This window comes from Shewanella sp. TC10, assembly GCF_009663145.1.
GTDB lineage: Bacteria > Pseudomonadota > Gammaproteobacteria > Enterobacterales > Shewanellaceae > Shewanella.
Window position 1 is genome coordinate 67,154 of the sequence record NZ_VKHR01000007.1, and the last position, 25,666, is coordinate 92,819.

Annotated in this window: 21 protein-coding genes; 15 read left to right on the forward strand and 6 right to left on the reverse strand. The window is 41.3% G+C overall.

What is annotated here, in order from left to right; all coding sequences use genetic code 11:
- Positions 1-40 precede the first annotated feature (40 nt).
- The gene (locus FNZ24_RS21455; protein ID WP_194944989.1) at positions 41-973 is read left to right on the forward strand and encodes a hypothetical protein; all 933 of its coding nucleotides are present in this window, start codon (positions 41-43) and stop codon (positions 971-973) included.
- 656 nt (positions 974-1,629) lie between these two features.
- Here the strand turns inward: FNZ24_RS21455 and fadJ are convergent.
- Together fadJ and fadI are read right to left on the reverse strand one after the other, a co-directional pair.
- Positions 1,630-3,750, reverse strand: coding sequence for a fatty acid oxidation complex subunit alpha FadJ (gene fadJ, locus FNZ24_RS03980; RefSeq protein ID WP_153913129.1), 2,121 nt, complete (start codon positions 3,748-3,750; stop codon positions 1,630-1,632).
- Between the two features lie 5 nt (positions 3,751-3,755).
- Positions 3,756-5,066: an acetyl-CoA C-acyltransferase FadI gene (gene fadI, locus FNZ24_RS03985; protein ID WP_153913130.1), complete on the reverse strand. Its 1,311-nt coding sequence runs from the start codon at positions 5,064-5,066 to the stop codon at positions 3,756-3,758.
- Between the two features lie 396 nt (positions 5,067-5,462).
- On the opposite strand from fadI, the gene FNZ24_RS03990 reads away from it, so the two are divergent.
- The 14 genes from FNZ24_RS03990 to FNZ24_RS04055 all read left to right on the forward strand — a co-directional run bounded on the left by FNZ24_RS03990 (position 5,463) and on the right by FNZ24_RS04055 (position 22,464).
- Entirely contained in the window at positions 5,463-6,419 is a 957-nt protein-coding gene (locus FNZ24_RS03990; RefSeq protein ID WP_153913131.1) for an AAA family ATPase, read from the forward strand.
- A gap of 135 nt (positions 6,420-6,554) precedes the next feature.
- Positions 6,555-7,499, forward strand: coding sequence for a DUF58 domain-containing protein (locus FNZ24_RS03995; RefSeq protein ID WP_153913132.1), 945 nt, complete (start codon positions 6,555-6,557; stop codon positions 7,497-7,499).
- Positions 7,500-8,036 carry a DUF4381 domain-containing protein gene (locus tag FNZ24_RS04000; RefSeq protein ID WP_153913133.1) on the forward strand — a complete coding sequence of 179 codons (537 nt, stop codon included), beginning with the start codon at positions 7,500-7,502 and terminating at the stop codon, positions 8,034-8,036.
- Positions 8,024-9,034 carry a vWA domain-containing protein gene (locus FNZ24_RS04005; RefSeq protein WP_153913134.1) on the forward strand — a complete coding sequence of 337 codons (1,011 nt, stop codon included), beginning with the start codon at positions 8,024-8,026 and terminating at the stop codon, positions 9,032-9,034. The genes FNZ24_RS04000 and FNZ24_RS04005 overlap by 13 nt, the downstream gene beginning before the upstream one ends.
- Positions 9,034-11,073 carry a vWA domain-containing protein gene (locus FNZ24_RS04010; protein WP_153913135.1) on the forward strand — a complete coding sequence of 680 codons (2,040 nt, stop codon included), beginning with the start codon at positions 9,034-9,036 and terminating at the stop codon, positions 11,071-11,073. Before FNZ24_RS04005 ends, FNZ24_RS04010 begins: the two co-directional genes overlap by 1 nt.
- A complete protein-coding gene (locus FNZ24_RS04015; protein ID WP_228768369.1) occupies positions 11,067-12,692 on the forward strand; it encodes a BatD family protein in 1,626 nt (541 codons plus the stop codon). The genes FNZ24_RS04010 and FNZ24_RS04015 overlap by 7 nt, the downstream gene beginning before the upstream one ends.
- A 72-nt stretch (positions 12,693-12,764) precedes the next feature.
- Positions 12,765-13,328 carry a sigma-70 family RNA polymerase sigma factor gene (locus tag FNZ24_RS04020; protein ID WP_153913136.1) on the forward strand — a complete coding sequence of 188 codons (564 nt, stop codon included), beginning with the start codon at positions 12,765-12,767 and terminating at the stop codon, positions 13,326-13,328.
- Positions 13,321-14,025: a DUF3379 domain-containing protein gene (locus FNZ24_RS04025; RefSeq protein ID WP_153913137.1), complete on the forward strand. Its 705-nt coding sequence runs from the start codon at positions 13,321-13,323 to the stop codon at positions 14,023-14,025. The genes FNZ24_RS04020 and FNZ24_RS04025 overlap by 8 nt, the downstream gene beginning before the upstream one ends.
- Positions 14,026-14,178: 153 nt before the next feature.
- A complete protein-coding gene (gene putP, locus FNZ24_RS04030; protein ID WP_153913138.1) occupies positions 14,179-15,630 on the forward strand; it encodes a sodium/proline symporter PutP in 1,452 nt (483 codons plus the stop codon).
- A gap of 381 nt (positions 15,631-16,011) precedes the next feature.
- A complete protein-coding gene (locus tag FNZ24_RS04035; RefSeq protein ID WP_153913170.1) occupies positions 16,012-17,268 on the forward strand; it encodes an OmpP1/FadL family transporter in 1,257 nt (418 codons plus the stop codon).
- A 192-nt stretch (positions 17,269-17,460) separates the two neighbouring features.
- Complete coding sequence (locus FNZ24_RS04040) at positions 17,461-18,522, forward strand: efflux RND transporter periplasmic adaptor subunit (RefSeq protein WP_153913139.1); 1,062 nt, start codon at positions 17,461-17,463, stop codon at positions 18,520-18,522.
- A 4-nt stretch (positions 18,523-18,526) separates the two neighbouring features.
- Complete coding sequence (locus FNZ24_RS04045) at positions 18,527-21,820, forward strand: efflux RND transporter permease subunit (RefSeq protein ID WP_153913140.1); 3,294 nt, start codon at positions 18,527-18,529, stop codon at positions 21,818-21,820.
- 28 nt (positions 21,821-21,848) lie between these two features.
- Positions 21,849-22,067 carry a DUF2892 domain-containing protein gene (locus FNZ24_RS04050; RefSeq protein WP_153913141.1) on the forward strand — a complete coding sequence of 73 codons (219 nt, stop codon included), beginning with the start codon at positions 21,849-21,851 and terminating at the stop codon, positions 22,065-22,067.
- A 4-nt stretch (positions 22,068-22,071) separates the two neighbouring features.
- The gene (locus tag FNZ24_RS04055) at positions 22,072-22,464 is read left to right on the forward strand and encodes a rhodanese-like domain-containing protein (RefSeq protein WP_153913142.1); all 393 of its coding nucleotides are present in this window, start codon (positions 22,072-22,074) and stop codon (positions 22,462-22,464) included.
- Between the two features lie 192 nt (positions 22,465-22,656).
- Here the strand turns inward: FNZ24_RS04055 and FNZ24_RS04060 are convergent, their stop codons facing one another.
- The 4 genes from FNZ24_RS04060 to FNZ24_RS04075 form a co-directional block, all read right to left on the reverse strand.
- Positions 22,657-23,121 carry a GNAT family N-acetyltransferase gene (locus tag FNZ24_RS04060; protein ID WP_153913143.1) on the reverse strand — a complete coding sequence of 155 codons (465 nt, stop codon included), beginning with the start codon at positions 23,119-23,121 and terminating at the stop codon, positions 22,657-22,659.
- A gap of 97 nt (positions 23,122-23,218) precedes the next feature.
- Entirely contained in the window at positions 23,219-23,794 is a 576-nt protein-coding gene (locus tag FNZ24_RS04065; protein ID WP_153913144.1) for a CBS domain-containing protein, read from the reverse strand.
- Between the two features lie 250 nt (positions 23,795-24,044).
- Positions 24,045-24,581, reverse strand: coding sequence for a YaeQ family protein (locus FNZ24_RS04070; protein ID WP_153913145.1), 537 nt, complete (start codon positions 24,579-24,581; stop codon positions 24,045-24,047).
- Positions 24,582-24,723: 142 nt separating this feature from the next.
- Positions 24,724-25,659 carry a precorrin-2 dehydrogenase/sirohydrochlorin ferrochelatase family protein gene (locus FNZ24_RS04075; RefSeq protein ID WP_153913146.1) on the reverse strand — a complete coding sequence of 312 codons (936 nt, stop codon included), beginning with the start codon at positions 25,657-25,659 and terminating at the stop codon, positions 24,724-24,726.
- Positions 25,660-25,666 lie beyond the last annotated feature (7 nt).

The window sequence follows — 25,666 nt, forward strand, 5'->3', positions numbered from 1 at the left end:
ATAAACTTTTTTATTAACCCTGAACTGAGAGATTAATACAATGATTAACGGAATTATCATAGCTGCACTTCTAACTTCGACTTCTGCTGCTAATATTACAATGGAAGTACTTCCTACTATTCACCCAGAGAGGGTTAAGACAGTAGGCTTACCAAACATTAAGTTCAGCAACACTCAAGTAGCTGGACTACCAAACATCAAGTTCAGCAACACAAACACTGAAGTAGCTGGGCTACCAAACATTAAGTTCAGTAACACTCAAGTCGCAGGTCTGCCAAACATCAAGTTCAGCAACACTGAAGTAGCTGGTCTGCCAAACATCAAGTTCAGCAACACTGAAGTAGCTGGTCTGCCAAACATCAAGTTCAGTAACACTGAAGTCGCCGGCCTACCAAACATCAAGTTCAGCAACACTGAAGTAGCTGGTCTGCCAAACATCAGGTTCAGTAACACTCAAGTCGCTGGTCTGCCAAACATCAAGTTCAGCAACACTCAAGTAGCTGGACTACCAAACATCAAGTTCAGCAACACTCAAGTAGCTGGACTACCAAACATCAAGTTCAGTAACACTCAAGTAGCTGGACTACCAAACATCAAGTTCAGTAACACTCAAGTAGCTGGTCTGCCAAACATCAAGTTCAGCAACACTCAAGTTGCAGGACTACCAAACATCAAGTTCAGCAACACTCAAGTTGCAGGACTACCAAACATCAAGTTTAGTAACACTCAAGTAGCTGGTCTGCCAAACATTAAATTCAGCAACACTCARGTYGCTGGWCTRCCAAACATCAAGTTCAGTAACACTCAAGTAGCTGGTCTGCCAAACATCAAGTTCAGCAACACTCAAGTTGCAGGACTACCAAACATCAAGTTTAGTAACACTCAAGTAGCTGGTCTGCCAAACATTAAATTCAGCAACACTCAGGTCGCTGGTCTGCCAAACATCAAATTCAGCAACTCAAGCATCGCTTAAGGAAGTCATCATGTTAAATTCTTTAAAGAAAGCTCTTGGTATTGCACAACCTCAGCGTAAAAAAGTTAAACTACCTGAAGGTTTAGAACATTTAGAAGTGATTAAAGCTAAAGCTTGGTGGAGTTAGATTTGAATAATCTACTGGAAAACCAAAGCCAATAAAAAAGGGAGCATTTGCTCCCTTTTTTATTGGCTTATTTAACTTAAAAATAATTAGACTGCTCATTATCGACGGTTAATTTTCTCATCAATAAGTATTTGTGGCTGTTAAATAACGGATACGCTAAAGGTCCCATCAACAAACCAGCTAATGACCATCTTTTGACAGCCATGCCATTATAAAAAGCTTGGTTACCCAGATAAAGCCCAGATATACATGAAACAAAGATAAGTAGAAATATCACTGAAACCTCTATAATTCATTCAGTTAACATCATTCCATTAATGTGCAAGTAAACCGTTTATTTCAAAATTCACTTTGACGCTCAGATTATAACCAAACCTATTCAATTTTGCTAACTTCACCGACTAAACAATCAAAATACAAATAGACAGCAAGGTTATTATTTAGGCTAAAACCTGCCACTTTCGCATGAAAAAGCGGCAATATGTTGCCGCTTTGTTAATTTATCAATAGCTAAAAGTATTAATTATGACTAATAAAATTTAGTTCCACTTTCTGCCATTTGAACTAATCTTTCACATGGCTCAAATCTATCACCATGTTGCTGTTGATATTGACGTAATTTTGACACTAACGTGGCAATGCCCATTGAATCCATATAATGGAATGGGCCACCTAAGAATGGCGGGAACCCAATACCAAATATAGCGCCTATATCTCCATCTCGAGCATTAGCAATAATACCTTCATCTAGACAACGGACTGCCTCATTTAGCATTAAGACTACACAGCGCATTGCAATGTCACTTGCTGAACCCGTAGTTTGATTCGACACACCAAGCACTTGATAAACAGATTCATCCACTAATTTTGCTTTCGACTTCTTATTACCGTATTGATAGAAGCCTTTACCATTTTTACGGCCCTTACGATCATCAGCAAGTAACTTATCGAATGCGTCAGGTGCTTTAAAACGATCGCCTAGTTCAGCCGTTAAAATTGGGGCAATTTTAGCGCCGACATCAATGCCAACTTCATCAAGTAAAGTGATAGGGCCTACTGGGAAGCCGAACTTAACCAATGCTTTATCTAAGCTCTCAATTTGTTCACCAGACAGTAAAACTTGCGCTGCTTCATTCATGTAAGGAGCAAGAATACGGTTTACATAAAAGCCCGCACCATCTTGTACAACAATCGGTGTTTTACCTTGCTTACGAGCAAAAGCAACTGTGGTAGCAATGGTTTCAGGTGAAGTCGTTTTATGAGCGATTACCTCAACTAAAGGCATTTTTTCTACTGGTGAAAAGTAGTGTAAACCAATGACATTTTCAGGCCGTTGTGCAGCTTCTGCAATTTGACCAATAGGTAAAGATGAAGTGTTAGAAGCAAAAATAGTGTTCTCATGACACTCTCGCTCTACATCTTTCACCATTTGATGCTTAAGCGCTAAATCTTCAAACACTGCTTCAACTACAATATCGGCATCTTTAACGCCTTTATATTCAGTTGTGGTTGTCATTAGCGCCATTAAGTTATCTCTAACTGCAGGAGTCATGTGACGACGCTTAACTCCCTTGGCTAGTAATTTATATGCATAAGCTAACGCGTTGCTTAAGCCTTTATCGTTGATATCTTTAACACGAGCTGGGATTTTAGCTTTAGTGGTAGTCACAGAAGCAATACCACCGCCCATTAACCCGCCACCAATAACAAGCGCTTTGTTCACTTTACGAGGCTCAGCTCCTTCTGCACCCGTTTCTTTCTTCATCTCTGTAGTTGCAAAGAAAATACTGCGAAGTGACTCAGATTCTGGCGACATCACTAATTCAGCAAAATGACTTGCTTCGACCTCTAAACCTTTAATCATTCCTTTGTTCATGCCTTGCTTCACACAGTCAATGATTTTAGCTGGCGCAGGGTAATTTCCTTGAGTTTTCTTCATGACCTGCTTTGCAGCCTGATCAAAGATAATATCCCGTGTGGTACTCGTTGATTCCAGCACTTTATTTAGCGCACTCTTTTTAACAACTTTAGCGGCTGATTTGCCTTTTTTTGCTAACGCAATGGCGGTATCTAATAAAATTGACTCAGGAACAACATCATCAACTAGCGCCATTTTTAGGGCCTGTTTCGGGCGAATTTGTTTTCCTGTCAGCATCATATCTAGTGCTGTAGTAATACCTACTTTTCTTGGTAAACGCTGCGTTCCGCCACCACCAGGAAGTAATCCAAGTTGAACCTCTGGTACGCCCATAATGGTTTTCTTATCATCGGTACATACTCGCAAATGACATGCTAATGCCAACTCCAAACCACCGCCTAAACAAGCACCATTGATAGCTGCAACAACTGGAATAGATAAATTTTCAAGTTCGTTGAATACGATATGACCTTGCTGAGACAACTCTTTTGCCGCAGAAACACTAGTACATGCGTCAAGCATACTAATATCGGCCCCAGCAACAAACGAGTCGGCCTTACCTGAAATAACCACTAAACCTTTCACGCTAGCATCATGTTTAATTTCTGCTAAAATTTCGCTAATTTCAGGACCAAACTCTGCTTTTAACGTGTTCATGGTTTCGCCAGGAACATCCATTGTTAACACAGCAATACCGTCTTCACGGCGAGATAAATTAAATGTCTTTTCCATTAGAATTACTCCACTTCCACAATCATTGCTGCGCCAAGGCCACCAGCAGCACAAGCTGTTGCTAGACCGGTACCACCACCACGTCGTTTTAATTCACGACACACTTGAGTAATTAAACGAGTACCAGTAGCCGCAAATGGATGTCCATAAGCAAGTGAGCCACCTAATACGTTAAATTTACTCATATCAATTTCACCGATTGCACGGTTTCTACCAAGCTTTTCTTCAGCAAACTTTTTAGAACCAAACATTTGCATATTTGCCAGTGTTTGCGCAGCAAACGCTTCATGCATTTCAATCAGAGTTAAATCTTCTAATTCCATTCCTGCACGCTTTAACGCAAGTGGCGTAGCGTAAGAAGGTCCCATTAGCATGTCTTGCCATACATCAATCGCTGTAAACGCATAACTCTTAATGTAACCAATAGGTTCATAACCTAAAGCTTTAGCTCTGCCTTCACTCATCAGAATAATGGCAGAAGCACCATCTGTTAATGGAGTACTGTTAGCAGCGGTAACAGAACCATGTTTACGGTCAAAAGCAGGACGCAGTTTTGCGTAAGACTCAAGCACTGAGTTTTCACGAATATTATTATCGCGATCAATAAACTGTTTGTAAGGCGGCACATGAGCGGTCATCACTTCGTCACGTAAGTTACCTGTGTTCCAGGTTTCTGTAGCCAATGTGTGCGAGCGATGCGCCAATGCATCTTGATCAGCACGGCTAATGCCATAGGTCTTTGCCATTTGCTCAGCAGTCTGTCCCATCGACAAGCCTGTTGAATATTCTGCTACCGCTGGCGGTACAGGCATTAAGTCTTTAAGACCAAGGCGTCGAGCAATGGCAAACTTTTGTTTAAATGTACGGGCTTTATTTAAATCAACTAACGCATGGGCTAACTTTTTCGATACGCCGATAGGCAATACTGACGATGAATCTGCACCACCAGCAATACCGATCTCAACATTGCCTGTCATAATTGATTCAGCTACGTTAACAGCCGATTGAAAACTGGTTGCACATGCACGCGTCACGCTATATGCATCTGTTGATACATCCATTCCAGTACCAAGCACAATTTCACGAGCAATATTTGGCGCCGCAGGCATTTGCACAACTTGACCATACACGAGTTGTTCGATGGTCTTAGGATCTAACTCTGAGCGAGATAGCAATTCATTAACCACCATTTTGCCCATATCTAATGCTGATACGCCGTGAAAAGCAGTGGCTTGTTTTGCAAATGGGGTACGTAATCCCGCAACGATTGCAATGCGCTCTCCGCGGGCGTTGGTTACTTGTTGTCTATCACTCATTGTTCACCCTCTTTTAATTGTTTAGCCTTAAAATGGCTTATCAGTGAATATCTATTTTGTCGGGCAGATCTGGTCTGACCATAAAAGTGTGATCTGATTCTAACTTTTAATTGCCAAGTTTTAAACATCCGTATGAAAATAAGCTCAAATAAAATACAAAACATCGATAACATTAAGCTATAAACCTCATAAAATCATAAAGTTAAAATTTAGAGCTTTAACTTTAAATTGTTTTATTCATCGAATATATAAGCATTATTAGTTGACTTAACTCACTCCAACTTTCATAACTAACAATTAAAAATGAAAATCTGTTAATCATACTAGCCAAAGGCTAATGAAATTCATTAACATGGGTTTAAATAGAATAAATTTCGAAAATAACTGAGTATCATCATGCCTTTGAGTCGATTTCATTCCTTACGCGCTTATTTAGATAATGTCATTTTGGGACAGCCTGTATTAACAGAGAACTTGCTCATCGCACTTATTGCCGATGGTCACTTATTAGTAGAAGGGCCTCCAGGTCTTGCCAAAACACGAGCTGTAAAAGCACTATGCGATGGCGTTGAAGGCGATTTCCACCGCATTCAATTTACCCCTGATTTATTACCTGCCGATTTAACCGGTACTGATATCTATCGCGCTCAAACGGCAACGTTTGAATTTGAAGCTGGGCCAATTTTCCATAACCTCATATTGGCCGATGAAATTAACCGTGCCCCAGCTAAAGTGCAATCTGCACTGCTTGAAGCAATGGCTGAAGGCCAAGTGACCGTTGGTAAAAATAGCTACCCTCTTCCAGACTTATTCTTAGTGATGGCAACACAAAACCCACTAGAAAATGAAGGAACGTACCCATTACCAGAAGCCCAATTAGACCGCTTTTTAATGCACTTAAACTTAGATTACCCAAGTGCTGAAACTGAACGTGAAATTTTACGCCAATCACGCAATGAAGCCGTCACTAAACAGCTACCTACCATTGAGCCTGTGGCGCAATCAGATGTTTTTGCTGCTCGTGAGCAAGCAATGGAGCTATATTTAGCTGAACCTCTTGAAAGCTATATTGTTGAAATCATCATGGCAACTCGTCAGCCTGAGCGATACAGCCCTGAGCTTGCGAAATGGCTAGAGTATGGTGTGAGCCCCCGCGCTTCAATTTCATTAGAACGATGTGCACGCGCTCGAGCATGGCTACAACAGCGTGATTTTGTTTCTCCTGAAGATATTCAAGCCGTTGCGCCAAATGTGCTAAGACACCGTTTATTACTGAGTTATCAAGCACAAGCTGAAGGCATAAATGCAGATCACGTAATAAACCACATTTTAAGCCAAGTAGCTGTGCCTTAAATTGAGTCACTTAGATTGAGTAACTTAGTTTGAGTAGCTTAAGCTTGAGTACCTTTAATGAGAGCGTATTAAGCTTGAGTACATCACTCTTAAGCATTGTTATTTTTAACGCCTTAAAGTTGGAACGTTTTCACTATGCCAGTTGAACAACCCGTTGAGGGAGCATTGCCATTATTTAGTAATGGCGTAAACCTCAACGAACAGGAACTTATTAGCTGTCAAAGCACTGCGCGAGCAATGCCGGATAAACGTAGCCGAGCAAAAGCTAGCCAAGCAGGTCATCGTAGTAGCCTGATAAAAGGCCGCGGAATGGAATTTGCTGAAGTTCGCCATTATCAAAACGGTGATGATGTCAGAACCATTGATTGGCGAGTTACAGCTCGAACAGGTAAGGCACATACCAAACTGTTTGTCGAAGAACGTGAACGACCAATTATCTTGTTTGTGGATTTTAGCCACAGCTTGTTTTTTGGCTCACGTCTATTACTGCAGTCAGTTCAAGCGGCGCATGTTGCTGCTACACTGGGGTGGAATGCCATTAATCATGGTGATCGTCTTGGAGCCTTTATTGCCAGTGAAACTGAACACCTTGAATTAAAACCTCGAAGTCGCAGGCAAGGGATCTTGCAGCTCACTTCAGCACTGATAAAAATGCATGCAAACCAGCTAAACCATTTTGATGAATTACCTCAAGATCCAAAGCATATACTCCGCGCTTGTCAGCGCTTACAGCGTATAGCTAAGCCGGGTTCATTGGTATGGATTATTACCGATGGTCAGCACTTTACTCAAGAATGTTTAGCTGCGCTGACTGAGCTTAAGCGCCATTGTGATGTCGGCGCTTTTGTTATTAGCGATCCATTAAGGCAAGGTACACTAGCATTACCAAAACGATTTACTTTGCCCGTTAGAGATGGAAAGCAGCAACTTACCCTCACTCGAAACAGTTATGATGATTGGCTTAACGCTCAACTTGCAAGCCAACAGCAATTTATCGAACTAATGAAAATGATTAAAGTCCCGACTCGATTTATCGATGCAGGCAAAAGTCTCAGTGAACAATTGGAAGTATTACGCTAAATGAATACTGCTCAAGCTAATCCTGCATTATCGCAACTAGAAGACATTGTCCTTCCAGAACAAATAAGCCAACTCCCTATAGCCCCTGGGTTTTGGATACTCGCCCTTTTGATTATTGTCGCCATCATTGCTGCTGTGATTAAATTCAATCAGCATCGTCGTTACCATGTACCAAGAAAAGCGGCGTTGGCAGAATTTGAGTTATTGAACATTTCATCGTCTCAATATGCCGTAGACATCAACACGCTATTAAAAAGAGTGGCCATGAGTTACTTTCCACGAGCTGAGTTTGCCAAGCTAGATGGTGAGCTTTGGTATGCTTGGTTAGGGCTACGTTTACCTCAAAATGAAGCAGAACAATTGAGCGAGTTACTTAAGAAACGTTATCAAAAAAATGGCCTCACCGACCAAGAGTCGCAACAACTTAACGGTTTAACACAAAGCTGGCTAAATAAGTCCAGTCGCTTCAGTTCACTTGCTCAAATCACGCCAAATACTCCTAGTAAACAGCATACGGAGGCGGCATGTTCTCAATAGCCTGGCCATGGTTACTTCTGTTATTACCGCTGCCATTTTTGTTCAAACAAAAGCAAGTCGCAAAAAATAGTGGCGGCCACTTGCAGCTACCAGGTATTGGCAATACCGAGCAGCAAGTGTCAACCAGTCAACATAAGCCGAGTCGAAAAGCGTATTGGCTGATGTGGTTATGCTTACTATGCGCTTTAATACGTCCGCAGTGGTTAGGTGAGCCAATAGAGCTACCTTCTGAAGGTCGAGATGTCATGTTGGCGGTTGATTTATCCGGCAGTATGCAAATTGAAGACATGATTGTTGATGGAAAAACGGTAGATAGATTAACCCTAATCAAGCATGTTATTGGGGATTTTATCGAAAGACGTAACGGTGACAGACTCGGGCTCATTTTATTTGCCGATCATGCTTACCTTCAAGCCCCATTAACACAAGATAGGCGCTCTGTTGCTAAGTTCCTTGCGGATAGTGAAATAGGATTAGTCGGTAAACAAACAGCAATCGGTGAATCCATAGCCCTTGCTGTAAGACGTTTTGACATGGTGAATGACAGCAATAGAGTATTAATCCTGCTCACTGACGGTTCAAATAATGCGGGTAATATTGAGCCAGAAGTTGCAGCAAGAATTGCTGCTAAACGTAATGTCACTATTTATACCGTAGGTGTTGGCGCAGAGGTATTAGAGCGCCGCAGTATATTTGGCACTGAGCGTGTGAACCCATCATTAGATCTAGATGAAGACCAATTGCAAAGCCTCGCAGACATGACTAATGGCCATTATTTTAGAGCACGAAACAGTGAAGAATTGGCGCAAATTTATCAAAAAATTGATGAGCTAGAACCCGTTAGTCGCGACCAACTGACCTATCGCCCCAAAAGTGAATTGTTTTACTGGCCATTATTTTTCGCGTTGCTTGTAAGTGTATTTATCAGTGTTAGAAGCCAATTCAATACCTTAGCTCGACAAAATGTCAAAGCCACAACACCTTCGGGAGGTCGATAATGAGCTTACATTTTATTCGACCAGAATGGTTATTCGGTCTTGTACCGCTAATCGCGATTGGATTATTTTTGTGGCGTAGCCAGCAAAACAATTCAGCTTGGCAAAGTTATATCGCTCCACATTTAGCCAATACCTTAATCAGCGAAACTAACCAAGTAAAAAAGCAGCCTAAATGGCTACTGATGTTGTGTTGGTTTATCGCAGTCATTGCCATTTCAGGTCCTGCTGTCAATAAACAAAGTTTGCCGGTTTACAGCAACGAGCAAGGTCGTGTGCTTGTTATGGATATGTCTTTATCTATGTACGCCACTGACCAAAAACCTAACCGATTATCCCAAGCCAAATTTAGAGCGACTGACTTTTTAACCAACTTATCTGAAGGTGAGACTGGCTTAATTGCATTCGCTGGTGATGCCTTTACCATTAGTCCGTTAACACGTGATAAGTCAACATTGCTTAACCTGTTGCCAACACTGACCCCAGATATTATGCCAGTAAGAGGGTCAGATTTATCTGCGGCTATCGAACTTGCACAACAGTTATTATCCCAAGGCGGTCATATCACTGGTGACATTATCATCATGACAGATGGCGTGAATCCGCAGCAATATACCGATGCAGCCAAAGTACTTGATAACAGTCGATATCGAGTCTCAGTCATGGCATTTGGAACCCAACAAGGCGCTGCGATACAACTCCCTGATGGCCAATTAATGCGTGATAACAGAGGCGAAATCGTCATTGATAAAACCGGTTTTAAGTTATTAGAAAAATTAGTCAGTCCAACAGGTGGATTAATGATCCCCGCAACAGCTGACGGCAGTTCATTAAGCAGATTAGAAAACTGGTTAGCCAATGATGGCGACGCCAAAGCAACAGAGCTTGAAGGTGAGGCTTGGCAAGATTTAGGACCTTATATTGCCATGTTATTAATTATCCCCATCTTACTGAGCTTTAGGTTTACTTTAGTGCCAGTATTTACAGCTTTTACATTAGGCTTATTGTTTCAACCAAGTCCTGTTATGGCCAATACTTGGGATGATTTATGGAAAACTCAAGACCAACAAGCAAGCAACACCTTTAACCAAGCACAATCTGCTGAAGATTATGCCAGCGCCGCCGAGCAATTTAACCAGCCGCTATGGCAAGCCAGTGCGCAGTATAAAGCAGGCGACTATGAAAATGCGTTAGCTGGATTTGAGCAAGACAACTCAGCCAGTGGTTTATACAATCAAGCCAATAGTTTAATGCAATTAAACAAACTTGATGAAGCGATTAACCGTTATAAAGAGGCGTTGACTCAACAAGCTGATTTTCCTCAAGCGCAAAAAAACCTGGAGTTAGCTCAGCAGATGAAGCAACAACAGGAACAACAATCTGGTGATGGTTCAGACCAAAATCAATCTGATCAAAATGATTCAGACAATGGCGACTCTCAAAACGGGGACTCATCTTCTAGTGACGGCGCTAATCAAAATGAAAATGGTGACCAAAGCGATAACAATGACAGTCAATCGCAGGAGCAGTCAGACAGTTCTGAACAAGACTCTTCACAACAGGACTCTTCACAACAAGACTCTTCGCAGAAAAGTGCTGAGCAAGAAAATGACCAGCAAACGAGCGAGCAAGAAAGTAGTAAACAAGAAAGTAGCGAGCAAGGAAATGAAGAAGATCAATCTCAATCTCCTTCTTCACAAAGCCAGTCCACTGAAGAGCAACAAACAGAAAACGAAGCGAAGATGCAAGCTGAAGCTAATGCTCAACCAGAAGCAACATCTGAAGAGTCTCTTGAAGAGCAGCAAGCCAACGCCAAAGCTCAGCCAGAACCTGCACAAAGTGAAGAATCTGATCAACAGGCTGAACCTTCTCAAGCTGTCGCATCGTCTCAATTAGCTGAAGAGCCATTACCGGCAGATTTAGAGCGGGCTCTTCGCGCAGTGAGTGAAGATCCGCAAGTGCTGATCAGAAATAAAATGCAATTGGAATACCAAAAGCGTCGCCAAAGCGGCCAACTGCCTAAGGATAAACAACAGTGGTAAATAGAATCGTTATCGCCCTTCTTGCAATTCTTTTTACAGGGCAAGTTTTCGCAGTCAGTCAAATCCAAGCGACTGTAGACCGAAACCCAGTAATGCAAGGTGAGTACTTTGTATTAAACGTTACAGCTGATGCTGATCTCAATGCCGGTTCATTAGACACATCTATGCTATTAAAAGATTTTGTGGTCGGTCGAACCAGTGTCGGTAGAAGCACTCAAATCGTAAATTTTGATGCCACTAAAGAAACCCGCTGGCAAGTTTTACTGTCTGCCAAAAACGCAGGCACAGTAACGATTCCCTCCTTCACCATGGAGGGAGTAAAGTCCAACCCAATTAACTTAACCGTTGCAAAAGCGGGTAGCCAGCCTCAACAGATGCGCAATTTATTTGTCGAAGGTGAACTCAGCACCAATGAAGCCTATGTCGGGCAATTGATAACCTACAAAGTTAAGCTATTTTTAGCAGCAGAACTCCAACGCGGTGTAATAAGTGCCCCCGAAATTGCTGGCGCTGAAATCAAGCAAATCGGTGAAGATAAAGATGGTGTTGAAGTGGTCGATGGCCGACGCTTTAGAGTGATTGAAAGAACCTATTCTATTATCGCTGATACCGCAGGGACGTTAGCCATCAAAGGCGCAGGATTTTCTGGTGATATTCTGATTGAAGCCCCAAGGCGCGGTGGTATGTTTGGTTTTAATGAAAGCCGTCCAATGCAAGCAAAAGCTGAAAATACTCAAGTGACGATTAACCCGATCCCTGATGTTTATCAAGGGGACTGGCTTGTGAGTGATTTGCTTATCGCTAAAGAAGTTTGGCCTGAAGAGCAAGGTAATGAATTCGAGATTGGTACGCCGATAACCCGCACCATTAATGTGGTTGCATCCAATGCCAATAGTAATAGCTTACCTGATATCAAAATTGATATGCCAGATGGATTAAAATCTTACCCAGAGAAGCCTGTAAGACAGACTGTAGTCCGTGAAAATCAAGTGATTGCTCAATACAGTTTAACCAGTGCAATTGTGCCAACAAAGCCTGGGGAATTTACTCTACCTGAAATTACCATACCTTGGTGGAATCCGCATTTACGTCAGCAGCAATACGCAACAATTCCGGCAAGAACGGTCACCATAACAGGCAGCATTGCAGCCGCCCCTGCTCCAACCATAGAAGCAACTGAAACAACAAATGAAACCTCTGGCATTTGGCCTTGGCTGACTTTATTGTTTGCAACGTTATGGTTAATTACTTTAGCGCTGTGGATTAATGCTCGCAGTAAAAAACACCTTATTACGACAACTGAAAAACCTGCCACCACTCAGATAAAACCGGCTACTGATATGAGTCAAATTGCCCAAGCTTGCGACAATAATGATGTCACTTTAGTCATTGCCCTACTGCAACAGTTTTACAGTGCTCAGCTCGCTAAATCGATGACATTGTCTGATATAGCCAATTTATCTGATCAATTATCAGCAGCAATTCATCAGCTACAACAAGCTAAATACAGCCAATCTAGTGCTCTTATTGATAAGAATATGTTGTTAAAAGCCATCGAACAAACCGATATAAATCAACAGCAAAATACCAGCTCCCCACTGAGTTCTCTTAACCCTTAAGCGTATTTATACTTGCTATTCACAGCTAACCTTTTAAGCTATCGAACATAATATTTAACAATAAGTCATAAAATGTTCGATAGCTTGCGAAATAAAAAGTCCGAACCCACGGTCTTATCTGACATGCTAACTAAACAGCGACGATACGACAGCCTCGTCAAGGCACTTCACACTGACATCTTCCGATATGCCTATTGGTTAATTGGGGATAAACATATTGCTGAAGACGTCACTCAAGAAACCTTTCTTCGCGCTTGGCGTGCTTTAGATTCGTTAAAAGATGATAAAGCCGCAAAAGCATGGCTCATCACTATTTTACGTCGTGAAAACGCACGTCGTTTTGAGCGCAAGCAATTTGACTACAGTGATGTAGAGCAAGAGTTGCTTGAAGATGAAAAGTCATCAACCACAGAAGAGCAAACTGAGCAATATTGGCTACGTAAGCAAATTGGTCTTTTAGAAGTGGAATATCGTGAACCACTTTTACTGCAACTTATCGGTGGCTTTAGTGGTGAAGAAATAGCTGATTTATTAGAACTCAATAGAAATACCGTCATGACGCGATTATTTCGTGCCCGTAATCAATTAAAAGACGCTTTAGAGTCTCCTGAAGTTAGAGGTCAATCAAATGGATGATCTAAAATTTCGTCGCCAAGCATATGGTGACCCAAATAGCCAAGATGAAGCATTCTTGGAACAGATTGCAGCGTCTGAGTCCGATGCAAAGCTCGTGAATGATTTAAAGTCATTAGACAGTAAACTCACTAGCGCGCTCAATATTGACGTGCCTGATGACTTAGCTGACAAATTGATTTTACGTCAACAGCTCACTCAACATCAGCAGCAAAAGAAACATACTCGTTACCTCATGGCGATGGCAGCTTCAGTTGCTTTAGTGATTGGATTGAGTTTCAGCATGTTGCGTTTCACGCCCGTTGATTTAGCAGAACACGCTCTTGCACATGTTTACCATGAGCCCAAGGCGATGGCTGTAGATCAAAATGTCGGATTTGAAGATGTAAACTTTAAACTCGCTGGCATTGGTGGATTAGAAAAAGCCAAGTTCATCCAACAACCAGGTAAAGTGTTTTACACTTCTTATTGTGATTTCCAAGGAGTAAAGAGTTTGCACCTTGTGATGGAAGGTGAACAAGGTAAAGTCACCCTATTTATTATTCCTGCCGAAAACAGGATGGTGACTGAAGAATCGTTCGCAGATCAGAACTATCAAGGCTTAGGATTTCAGACCGCTGAAACCTTCATGTTATTAGTTGGTGAACAGGATGAAGACTTACAATACGTAAAAAACGAGATTGAGCAAACTTTCATCTAAATTCATATACTTAACGTACATAACTATCACAAAACGGCTAATGAAATTTCATTGGCCGGTCAATAACTCTTCATACTTCCTTTCAAAATTGTGCACTATGTCAAACATCTGTTAGCATATGCCGCACAATAAAGAGAACAATACGGAAGTAGCATGGCAATTGAAGCTCCAATTCTAATTACATTCATTGGATATCTCGCCCTTATGATGGGCATAGGCTATTGGGCCTACCGCAAAACAGACACAGTTGACGATTATATTCTAGGTGGTCGTAAAATGGGCCCCGCAGTCACAGCACTGAGTGTCGGTGCATCTGATATGTCAGGTTGGTTATTACTCGGTTTACCGGGCGCAGTATATTTAGGTGGTTTAGGTGAAGCATGGATTGGCTTCGGTTTAGTATTTGGCGCATGGCTAAACTGGCTATTTGTAGCAAAGCGTCTACGTATATACACGCAAGCAGCAGACAACTCTCTCACCCTCCCCGAGTTTTTCGAAAAACGCTTTGAAGATAAGCAAGGTGTTTTAAAGCTGGTTTCAGCAATCACAATTTTGGTCTTTTTCACCTTCTATACTTCTTCAGGTATGGTTGGTGGCGCCATCTTATTCGAACAGATTTTCGGTTTAGATTACACTATCGCGCTAATGATTGGCTCAGTCATCATTGTCGCTTACACCTTTGTTGGTGGATTCTTCGCGGTAAGCTGGACTGACTTTTTTCAAGGCTGCTTGATGCTTCTGGCATTGATAATCGTGCCTATTGCAATTTTCAGTAAACCAGATACGCAAGTGGCTTTAGAAACTCTCGATCCGAAAATGCTGTCTTTCTTACACAGCAATATGACGACGATTGGTCTGGTGTCACTACTCGCTTGGGGTTTAGGTTACTTCGGCCAACCACATATTCTGTCTCGCTTTATGGCAATCGGCAGCCCAGATGACATCCCGCTATCACGCCGCATTGCAATGAGCTGGATGGTTGTTGCATTAATTGGCGCATTAGCAACAGGTATAGCTGGTACGATTTATTTTGCTGATGCACCATTAGCTAATTCTGAAACCGTTTTCATTCATTTAGCACAAGTGGCATTTAATCCTTGGATTGGCGGTATCTTAATCGCAGCAATTTTATCAGCCATTATGAGCACCATCGATTCACAGTTATTGGTTTGTTCTAGTGTAATCACTGAAGACTTCTACCGTAAATGGTTACGTCCTGAAGCAAAAGATAAAGAGTTAATGCTCGTTGGCCGCTTTGGGGTACTCGCTATTGCCATCATCGCAATTGTTATTGCACTTGACCCTGACAGTAAAGTTCTTGAGTTAGTGAGCTATGCATGGGCAGGATTTGGCGCAGCATTCGGGCCAGTGGTGCTAATGTCACTATTTTGGCAAGGCTATAGTCGTAATGGTGCTATCGCCACTATTCTTGTTGGTGCAATCACTGTAGTCGTATGGAAACAGCTTTCTGGCGGTCTATTCGACTTATATGAAATCTTACCAGGCTTCTTATTTGCGACTATCGTAGGTGTTGTTGTCAGTAAGCTTTCCCCTCCTGCAGAGACAATTAAGACTCAATTCGCTAACTTTAAAGCTTCGCTTTAATCTCCAAAAGGTTCGATTACTGGTTCAAAACTGGTAATCGGACCTCTCAGCGTACACTTGTACGCTTTTTTACAAAATAATCTTGTTACTCACTTGTTACTCGTTATTTCGTTATAATATTTCAGCCTCCAGATCCAAATTCACAACTGCCCTACAGTACAGCGTTTATAGAGTATTTACTCAAATTGACCTAAATACGTCAAAAGAAGAAATTAACTTAACAGTAACAATAACTAGCAACTGGTCGGAGTTGTAGAGGTAACAACTGTTACCTAATATGCCCGCATTATTAAAGTTGGTGTTAATTGGGGAGCCCAGTACCAAGCAAGATTGAGTACTGAGCAAATTAATAAACTGACGTACAACGATGAGATTAAAATGATGACTAAATTCAACAAGACTCTACTAGCAGCAGCGGTAACGCTAGCTAGCACACAATCAATGGCTGCAGGCTTCCAATTAAACAGCCAATCAGCAACTGGTATTGGCCGTGCTATGGCTGGTGATGCAATCATCGCTGATAACGCGTCTGTATTATCACGTAACCCTGCAGCAATGGCATTGTTTGATGAGAAGGCACTTTCAATTGGTGCTTCGTACGCAGACGTTCAAGTTGAAGTGACTGATGTTCAATATGGCGACAATCATATTGGAAGTATGGATAATGCTGCAGAAGCTAAATTCATCCCTAACTTCTACTACATTAGCCCTATCAACGATACGTGGGCATACGGTGTTGCAGCCTTCTCAAACTACGGTACCGGTACTGATCTTTCATCACTAAATAGTGGTCATGACTTCAATACACCGATCGATTTATTGGGTAATACTGAAGTAACCACAATTAACTTCAACGCTAGCGTGTCATACCGTATTAACGATTCATTAAGCCTAGGTTTAGGCCTTGATGCTGTATATGGTTCTGGAACATTAACACGTAACGGTAATATAGATATCGGCCTTGGTGACATGCCGCTAAATCTAGTTGACGTTGAAGCTGACGGCTGGGCTGTTGGTGGTATCGTTGGTTTAGCTTATGAGTTTAACGAAAATAACAGAATTGGTTTGAGTTACCGCTATAGCCCACAAATGGAAGCTAGTGGCGACATCATGTATAACCCTTCTGTTTTGTTACCACAAAACTTTGACAGCATTGAAATTCCAATTGCCGATATCGCACAGCTTGCAGGTTTCCATCAGTTAACGGATAAGTTTGCTATCCATTACACCGCACAGTGGACTCAGTGGAGTTCATTTGACAACATCAGTGTTGTAGATGGTGATCTTGGCACTGCTAATGATGTTATCAAGCATTATAACTGGAAAGACTCTTGGTTCTTAAGCCTTGGTGCAACATACGACATCAATGAAACTTGGACTGTTCGTGCTGGTATAGCCAGTGATCAAGGCGTAGTTGGCGAAGTATCATCATTGTCAATTCCTGACTCAGACCGCATGTGGTATTCAGCAGGTTTCACTTATAACTTGACTAATAAATCAAGTATTGATTTTGGTTACACTCTAGTTGCTGGTGAAAAAGTGCATGTATTAGAAGATAGCGCACTAGTCGGTCAAGTGAGTGCTTATACAGAATCAGGCGCAAACTACTTCTCACTGCAATACAACCACACTTTCTAAATTAATCTATTTAACCGTTTAATTTATTAGTGATAAGCCGCCTATTTTATTAGGCGGCTTTTTTGTGTCTGAATTCCCGCTTTAAATCTCAAAAAAAGCACTTCATTAGATTTTTCTCATAAATAGATTGCACTATCTAACCAACTCCATTAGAATTTTCTTATGGATTATTATTTTTAGTTGGATAAGTTTATGTTTCTCACACGAGCATTGATTTTCACCCTTGTTGCAATCTCCTCAACAGGGTTTTATACACCTATGGTTTCAGCAACTGATAAAGCATCAGTTAAATCAATGCCAAATGAACTGCTTACTATAAAGCTTCAACAGCACACACCTTATTTACAGTTCGATGGCCAAATTGAAGCGATAAAAGCCGCCACAGTTTCAGCGCAAACTGCGGGAAGAATTCTTAAGCTCAATTACGATGTTAACGACACTGTGCCAGCAGGAGCTGCGCTATTAGAAATTACCAGTAAAGAGCAAGGCGCTGGGCTTGCAGCAGCTGAAGCAGAATTAGCCCAAGCGCAAGCAAGAAATATAGAGTCCCAAGCTCAATTTAAACGTTATCAGGAATTGTTTCCTAAAGGCGCAATTTCAAAAGGGGCAATGGATGAAGCCACCGCCAATTCAGCCTCAAGTTTACAAGCGGTATCAGCTGCAAATGCAAAACTAATACAAGCCAAAGAAACCCTAAACTACACCACAGTTAATGCTCCCTTTAGTGGCCGAGTCACCCAGCGTTTTGTAGAACAGGGCGAAACCGTCACTGTAGGCCAAGCTCTCTATGCGGGTTACTCAACCGACAATATGCGCGCTATATTCCAGCTCCCTCAGCAGTACCGATCCCTTGTCGATTCAAACTCTGCCATTGCGGTAGAGTTTGCTTCTGGAATACGTATCAATTCCACTGATATTAACCCCTATGTTTTCTTACAAAATGCGGGGCAAAGTTATCAAGTACGTATCAACCTGCCGCAAACTGATATCACTATTTCTCCAGGTGAGTGGGTCAAAATATTGATTGCAGATACCGCAATCAAACAAATTATCATTCCAAGTTCGGCGGTATTTCGACGTGGTGATTACACTGCAGTATTTCGCCAACGTAATAATAAGCTAGTGCAAACCCAAGTGAGGTTGCGCCAAGTAGATAATGACAGCTTTGTTGTTGAAGCTGGACTTATGGAAGGTGACGAAATCATTGTTCACGCTACTGACTATTTATTAAATAGCCCAAAAGTAGGCGGGTAATATAATGACTGAATCAACTAATCTTGGCATTTCAGGAAGAATAGCTAAAAGCTTTCAATCAAGCGCCATCACTCCTCTATTAGCGCTATTGGCTCTGTTGTTGGGTTTATTTGCTATTTTCGTCACCCCAAAAGAAGAAGAGCCACAAATAGATGTCACTTTTGCTGATGTTTATATTCCCTATGTTGGCGCCACACCTGAAGAAGTCTCCAGACAAGTCACCTTACCCGCTGAAAAAATTATTTCTGAGCTTAAAGGAATAGATACGCTGTATTCATTTTCGATGAATGATGGCGCGCTAATCATTGCTGTTTTTGATGTTGGTGTGCCTCGTGATCACGCCATTGTTAATTTATACAATCAACTGCAATCCAACCAAGATAAGTTTAATAATGCTGCAGGCATTGGCACGCCTTTAATTAAGCCTCGAGGTATTGATGATGTGCCCATCGTCGGCTTAACCTTGTGGTCAAAAGATCCTGATGTGAATGCTGAAGATCTCACCATTATCGCCACTGAACTTGAAAATGAGTTTAAACGCGTTAAAGGCACCCGCGAAATCTACTCAATGGGCCGCCAAGAGCTTGCTGTTAACGTCAGATTAGACCCACTCAAAATGAATCACTACGGCGTGAGTTTTTCAGAGCTAAAGCAGGTGTTAACGGATAATAATCAAATTTCCATGCCAGGTGATTTAATCCAGCAAAACCAGTTAATTAAAGTTCAAACAGGTCAGTTTCTACAACACCTTGATGATGTCAGCCAATTAATCATTAAAATCAATAATGCTGGCGATAATAACGACCAAGCAAGTCCGGTGTATTTATCGGATATTGCTGAAGTTAGCTTAAAAGCTGATATTGCCACTGATAATGTTTGGCATGTCGACGCCTCCGGTACTTACCCTGCGGTGACGATCGCCATTGGTAAACAAAGCGGCGAAAATGCTGTCGATATCACCAATGACATCATGAGCCGTTTAGCTAAAGTAGATAACCGTTTAATTCCGAATAATGTCGAAGTCACTGTTTCTCGAAACTACGGTGAGACAGCAGGAAACAAAGCAAACACGCTCATCCTAAAACTCATGTTTGCCACTATGGCTGTCGTATTGCTGGTATTAATCACCATGGGCAAGCGTGAAGCTCTTGTGGTTGGCATTGCCATTATTGTGACCTTAGCAATGACCTTATTCGCTTCTTGGGCTTGGGGATTTACTCTCAATCGAATATCGCTTTTTGCTTTGATTTTTTCTATCGGTATTTTGGTCGATGACGCCATTGTGGTGGTTGAGAATATTCACCGCCATATGGCGTTAGGCAATAAAGATTTCAAAAAACTGATCCCTTTGGCAGTAGATGAGGTTGGTGGTCCGACGATTCTAGCAACGTTTACCGTAATAGCAGCACTTATGCCTATGGCATTTGTTTCTGGCCTTATGGGGCCTTATATGAGCCCTATCCCGATAAATTCCAGTATGGGTATGCTTATTTCGCTAGTGGTTGCATTTGTTGTGACCCCTTGGCTGAGTTTAAAGCTGTTAAGGCATAGTGAGCACGATAGCAAAAGCAATAGTCATTCAGAGCAGAACAACAATCCTATTTCAGAAAAGTCTGCAACGAGCAAGACCACAGAGCAACAGCCGTTATCTTCTGAAGAAAGCAAATTACAACGTCTTTTTAGCTGGTTGATGACACCATTTTTAATCGGCCAAAAAGCTGGGTTAGCCCGCTTAGGGCTGACTGGAGCCATCATATTATTGATAGCAATGGCGGTTGCATTGCCTGTCGGACAAGCCGTTATTTTAAAAATGCTGCCATTTGATAATAAATCAGAATTTCAGGTACTCGTTGATATGCCTGAAGGTACGCCTGTAGAGCAAACTCAAAGAGTGCTTAAAGACTTAAGCGAATACTTACTCAGTGTTGATGATGTAGAACACTTGCAATTGTATGCTGGCACTCACGCACCGATTAACTTTAATGGACTAGTAAGACATTACTTCATGCGACAGAGCCAAGAGTTAGGCGATATTCAAGTGAACTTAGTCGACAAATCTGAGCGAAGTCGTGATAGCCATGAGATTGCAACTTCTGTTCGCGCCAAATTGCATGAATTGGCCAAACCATATCAAGCGAATATCAAAATCGTGGAAGTACCACCAGGACCTCCGGTCTGGTCACCGATATTGGCAGAAGTTTACGCTCCTACGACTGAACTGCGAGAACAAACCGCCAATGCATTAGAGCAGCGCTTTAAGCAAACAGAACATGTGGTTGATGTGGATATTTATTTGCCTAGCGAAGCTGCCCACTGGCGACTTCATATTGATAGGAGTAAAGCCAAATTATTAGGGCTTAACTACAGCGACATTGTCGAAACTATTTCGATGGCTGTAGAAGGGACTGATGTCAGCTACTTACACAATAAAAACTATCAATTACCAATCCCTATTCGCTTGCAGGCGAGTGAAGCATCAAAGCTAAATTTACAGCAAATTCTTGCCCTAAGGCTTACAAATGCTTCTGGATTAAGTATCAGTTTAAGTGATGTGGTGACGATTGATCATGGCAACATCAATACACCAATCATCCACAAAAACATGGTGCCGATGATCATGGTGGTTGCCGATATGGCTGGGCCAACTGACAGTCCACTTTACGGCATGTTTTCGATGTTTGCTGGCATTGAAGATGACAACCAAAGCGGCGCTAATCCTTTTCCTATTAAGCAGCACCTTATTCATCAACCCGATGGCTTAGATGAAGTGGCTATTTTATGGGATGGCGAATGGAAAATAACCTATGAAACCTTCAGAGACATGGGAATAGCTTATGCCATCGGGATGATTGCTATTTACTTACTGGTGGTCAGCCACTTTAAATCTTACCTAGTCCCTTTGGTGATCATGGCGCCTATTCCATTGACAATTATCGGTGTCATGCCAGGTCATGCTTTGCTAGGTGCCCATTTCACCGCGCCGTCGATGATTGGCATGATCGCTCTGGCTGGGATCATTGTGCGTAACTCCATTCTATTGGTCGACTTTATCAAATTAGAAACAGCTAAAGGTATGTCACTTGAGCAAGCAGTTATTCAGTCTGGTGCAGTGCGAGCAAAACCTATTATGTTAACTGCGTTTGCGGCCATGATTGGCGCACTGTTTATCATTGATGACCCTATCTTCAACGGTCTCGCTATCAGCTTAATTTTTGGCATTTTTATATCCAGTATTTTGACCTTAGTCGTCATTCCTATTTTGTACTACAGCGTAATGAAAAATCGACAATTTATATAAGAATAAAAAGGTATTTAAGGAGAATCACATGTCTTTAGAAAGAACTATTATGGCGTTTGCCGGTTTTATGGTGTTGCTATCTTTAGGATTAACAACCTGGGTAAATCATAATTTTATCTGGCTAACCCTATTTGTTGGGGCTAATCTATTACAAAGTGCCTTCACGGGATTTTGCCCTGCTGCAATGTTATTTAAAAAGCTAGGCATAAAACCTGAAGCAGAATTAGCCTTGTTACATAAACAATAAAGGAATGACCGTGCAACACATTCAATTAAGCTATTTTAAAAAGCTAGTTTTAGTCTTTTTATGCTGTTTAGCCCTGACGTATACAGCAGCGACTAATGCACAAGATATGAACCCTGATATAGCTTGGGAAAAGATTAATGCTGGAGCAATGATCCTCGATGTACGAACAGAACAAGAGTTTGCAGCGGGACATATTGAAGGAGCGATTAATATTCCTTTTGAAGTGGTATTAGCGCAACTAACCAAGCAAAACATATCTAAAGAGACACAAATCGTGCTTTATTGTCGAAGTGGAAGACGAAGCGGTATTGCAAATAGTGCGTTAGTCGATGCGGGATTTACTCAAACTTACAATGGCGGTGGTCTGCAAATGCTTGAAGCCCACACAAGTCACTAGTTTTAAAAATGATTAGTTACCAAAATCATTAGTGTCCAAAGCATTAGCCTGCACATCGAGTAGCTCCATAGTACTGTTTATAAAAATTTTATTTAGTATTTGCACATAAAAAAAGCCGTTGACTCAATATAGAGTAAACGGCTTTTTGTTTCTTATTAGGCCAATCCATCTAGTTCAGAGGACTTGAATCAATTAGCTCAATGTCTTTTCCATTGGTACACAGGCAAGTTCTATTCCTCTGGGCGAGTGAAATATTGCTTGGCGATCACCTGTAAATCCGCAAGTACGATAAAAGTCGACTGCATTTAACGAGGCATCTAACTTGAGTGTTTTACAGCTTGTTTGCCTCGCAAGCATTTCTAAATGGCGGATCATCTGCTTGCCAAGCCCCTTACCAAAATGTTCAGGGCGAACAAACATTGCATCAACCATTCCATTGTCTAAATCAATCATACCTACGCCAACAACCCTATCGTCAATAACGCAAACATAACCGTATTTTGCAAAGTCATAAACAAAGCCTACAGGCACATCCCCTTCTGTCCATTTAGCCAATACATCGGCGTTATAATGCCCTGTACATTGAGATAGAATGGCAAGATTACGAATTTCAAATGCTGTGGCGGCATCTTCCTTGGTCGCTTTTCTAATATGCATTATCTCTCCATAAAATAAAGGTTTAAGACACATTAAAGATTACGTACTCAAATAACAACATGTTGCAAAACTTTCTTAATTAGAGTCGGTTAAATCATTAACTGGCAAGCTTAACCTTCTCAATGCTGTCAGAAATCTCCATAAAACTTGGATTAAGATTAACATCAACTGGTAGCTTTAATTTTCGCACAATATCATTGGCAGAAATCAGCCCTCTAATCACACCAAGCTCTTTATCCATCACTAAGCAATGTTGATGCTGTGAGTGCTTTAAAGTCTCAATAACATCACTAATACGAGCTTTTGAAAGCTCCTGGTAATCAATGGCTTTTAGTGCGCTTTTTGGCAGCATAAAGTCTGACAGTAATAGCTGCTCTCTTGGAAACCCTTTAGCGACATGCTTCTGCATTTCCTGACTATGAAGCATTTGCAGACTGACAAGTCCCATAAAGTGACCTCTATCATCTATCACTATTTTTAATCTCACATGGGATTGCTTCATTAAATGTTCGACGTCGACCGCTGCCGTATTTAATTTAATCACTAAAGGTTTGAGGGTTTTAAAATCGGTAAAAACAGCAGTTGCGGGTGAGAATATTGTAATATGCTCAGCCACTTCAGGCCGAGCGAGTAAATCTAATTTTTCAACATCATGCAGCGATAAGGTCTTCATTGTCACATCCTTCATAGACTATACGAGTTCAAACTCCAATTTGTCATCGAGTCTATTGTTAGATGTTTCTATCAATACCTTAAACAAGATATTAATAGCTTAATTTAGGCTTATCCATTGGATAAGTTGCAATAACATCACAGTCATAAACCTATAAATAAATCTAAATAAAAGCCAAATATAAAACGGAGCACGTCGGTATAACAAAGACTAGGTAACTGACAAATTATAGTCTAGTTTTACTGCTTCGTTACTTTAAGCGCTCAGGTTGGATCATTAAGCTATTGGTATCATCTGATAACCAGATTTCACCATCACTAATACTCACTTGGATTTTCATATTGCGCGAAACAAAGACTTCCATCGCTTTGACACTTTCTTCATCAATATTGAATACCGACAAGTTTTTATATCTTTGCAGTGCTTGCTCATTTTGCTGCCACCAAATTGGCACACTACGACCAGCATAAGTAATTAATTGAACTTGTTTAGCACGACCGCAGGCTTTACGAAGCCATTTTTCATCGGCTTGGCCAAACTCAATCCACAGATTAATTTCATCTGACAGGCTTTTTTCCCATAATTCTGGTTCGTCATCAACGCAAAGACCCTTACTAAATTGCAAAGCATCAGAAGCGTTCATGATAAAAGCAAGCAGTCTTACCATCATACGGCTATCAGTTTCAGAAGGATGCTGCGCAATAGTAAGTTGATGATCGGCATAGTAGTGCCTATCCATATCAGCAATTTGCAGTGCAGCTTTAAAGACGGTAGCTTTAGGCGCCATGAGGGTTCCAATCAAATAAAAAAACCGAGTTTATACTGTTTATCTTCAGTATGAAACTCGGTTTTAGTTAACCTGTAAATTAGCTCATCATAATTAGATTTAAAGACTAAACCTAACCCTTGTAAGATTCACTCTTATGAAATTAAAGTGCACCCGGTTGTAAATGTTTAGCCATGGGGAAATGCGCTTTAAGTTTTTCCAGCTTTTCTTGATTAACAACTAAAAGCAAACGCTCTCCATGTTGATATTTCTCTGCGATTGCACTGAGGGATGGGATAGGCTCACGACTGGCATCTCGTCTGACGAGTTCGTTGATATCAGTCACTAGTTTGCCGTTAACCTGAATAGCATTATCAACATCAGAGTAGAATATATCTATCTTTTGCAGTAATGGCATAGCAGCAATTGGCAACATAGCGGCATTGTCATTTTCATTGAATAATAAAATCTCGCCTTCGGCGCCATAACTGCTAAATGCATCTTGATAATGACTTTCAGTCACGCCATCAAAACGGTCACTATTTAAATTAAAAAAACGCTCCCAAAATAAGCGACGTTCTTTTCCTGAAGATATTTTATGCTGCACTTCTGAGCGCTTAGAAGCGACAAAATCAAATAATGGACTCAATGATTGAGGTAATAGCGTTTCAAGCCGTGAGCGAATGGTACGAGCAAATACAGGGGCTGCACCAGCAGTGCTTATCGCTACCACTAATCTGCCTCGGTCTACAATTGAAGGGGTAATAAAACGACAAAAACTTGGGTTATCAACTACGTTAACCCAAATACCCTTTTGAGTGGCTATGACAGCAAAGTCCATATTGAGTTGTTCATTCGCTGTTGCCATGTATATCACGTCATAATCGGCTATATCTGCAACTTGGACTTCACGGCGAGATAACTTGATCCGGCCTTTTGTTTCATAAGCGCATATTTCGTCGGCGACATCTGGCGCAATAACATCAATTTCAGCTTCCGTCCGAGATAACAAATCTAGCTTTCTGGTGGCCACTTCACCGGCGCCAACAATTAGCACATTTAAATTTTTTGTATCCACAAACAATGGAAAGTATTGCATTTATTAT

Coding starts and splice junctions, on each gene's coding strand:
- FNZ24_RS04035 (WP_153913170.1), top strand. CDS start 16,012: ATGACTAAATTCAACAAGACTCTACTAGCAGCAGCGGTAACGCTAGCT.
- fadI (WP_153913130.1), bottom strand. CDS start 5,066: ATGAGTGATAGACAACAAGTAACCAACGCCCGCGGAGAGCGCATTGCA.
- fadJ (WP_153913129.1), bottom strand. CDS start 3,750: ATGGAAAAGACATTTAATTTATCTCGCCGTGAAGACGGTATTGCTGTG.
- FNZ24_RS04070 (WP_153913145.1), bottom strand. CDS start 24,581: ATGGCGCCTAAAGCTACCGTCTTTAAAGCTGCACTGCAAATTGCTGAT.
- FNZ24_RS04060 (WP_153913143.1), bottom strand. CDS start 23,121: ATGCATATTAGAAAAGCGACCAAGGAAGATGCCGCCACAGCATTTGAA.
- FNZ24_RS04055 (WP_153913142.1), top strand. CDS start 22,072: ATGACCGTGCAACACATTCAATTAAGCTATTTTAAAAAGCTAGTTTTA.
- FNZ24_RS04075 (WP_153913146.1), bottom strand. CDS start 25,659: ATGCAATACTTTCCATTGTTTGTGGATACAAAAAATTTAAATGTGCTA.
- FNZ24_RS04020 (WP_153913136.1), top strand. CDS start 12,765: ATGTTCGATAGCTTGCGAAATAAAAAGTCCGAACCCACGGTCTTATCT.
- FNZ24_RS04050 (WP_153913141.1), top strand. CDS start 21,849: ATGTCTTTAGAAAGAACTATTATGGCGTTTGCCGGTTTTATGGTGTTG.
- FNZ24_RS03990 (WP_153913131.1), top strand. CDS start 5,463: ATGCCTTTGAGTCGATTTCATTCCTTACGCGCTTATTTAGATAATGTC.
- FNZ24_RS04065 (WP_153913144.1), bottom strand. CDS start 23,794: ATGAAGACCTTATCGCTGCATGATGTTGAAAAATTAGATTTACTCGCT.
- FNZ24_RS04010 (WP_153913135.1), top strand. CDS start 9,034: ATGAGCTTACATTTTATTCGACCAGAATGGTTATTCGGTCTTGTACCG.
- putP (WP_153913138.1), top strand. CDS start 14,179: ATGGCAATTGAAGCTCCAATTCTAATTACATTCATTGGATATCTCGCC.
- FNZ24_RS03995 (WP_153913132.1), top strand. CDS start 6,555: ATGCCAGTTGAACAACCCGTTGAGGGAGCATTGCCATTATTTAGTAAT.
- FNZ24_RS04025 (WP_153913137.1), top strand. CDS start 13,321: ATGGATGATCTAAAATTTCGTCGCCAAGCATATGGTGACCCAAATAGC.
- FNZ24_RS04040 (WP_153913139.1), top strand. CDS start 17,461: ATGTTTCTCACACGAGCATTGATTTTCACCCTTGTTGCAATCTCCTCA.
- FNZ24_RS04045 (WP_153913140.1), top strand. CDS start 18,527: ATGACTGAATCAACTAATCTTGGCATTTCAGGAAGAATAGCTAAAAGC.
- FNZ24_RS04000 (WP_153913133.1), top strand. CDS start 7,500: ATGAATACTGCTCAAGCTAATCCTGCATTATCGCAACTAGAAGACATT.
- FNZ24_RS04005 (WP_153913134.1), top strand. CDS start 8,024: ATGTTCTCAATAGCCTGGCCATGGTTACTTCTGTTATTACCGCTGCCA.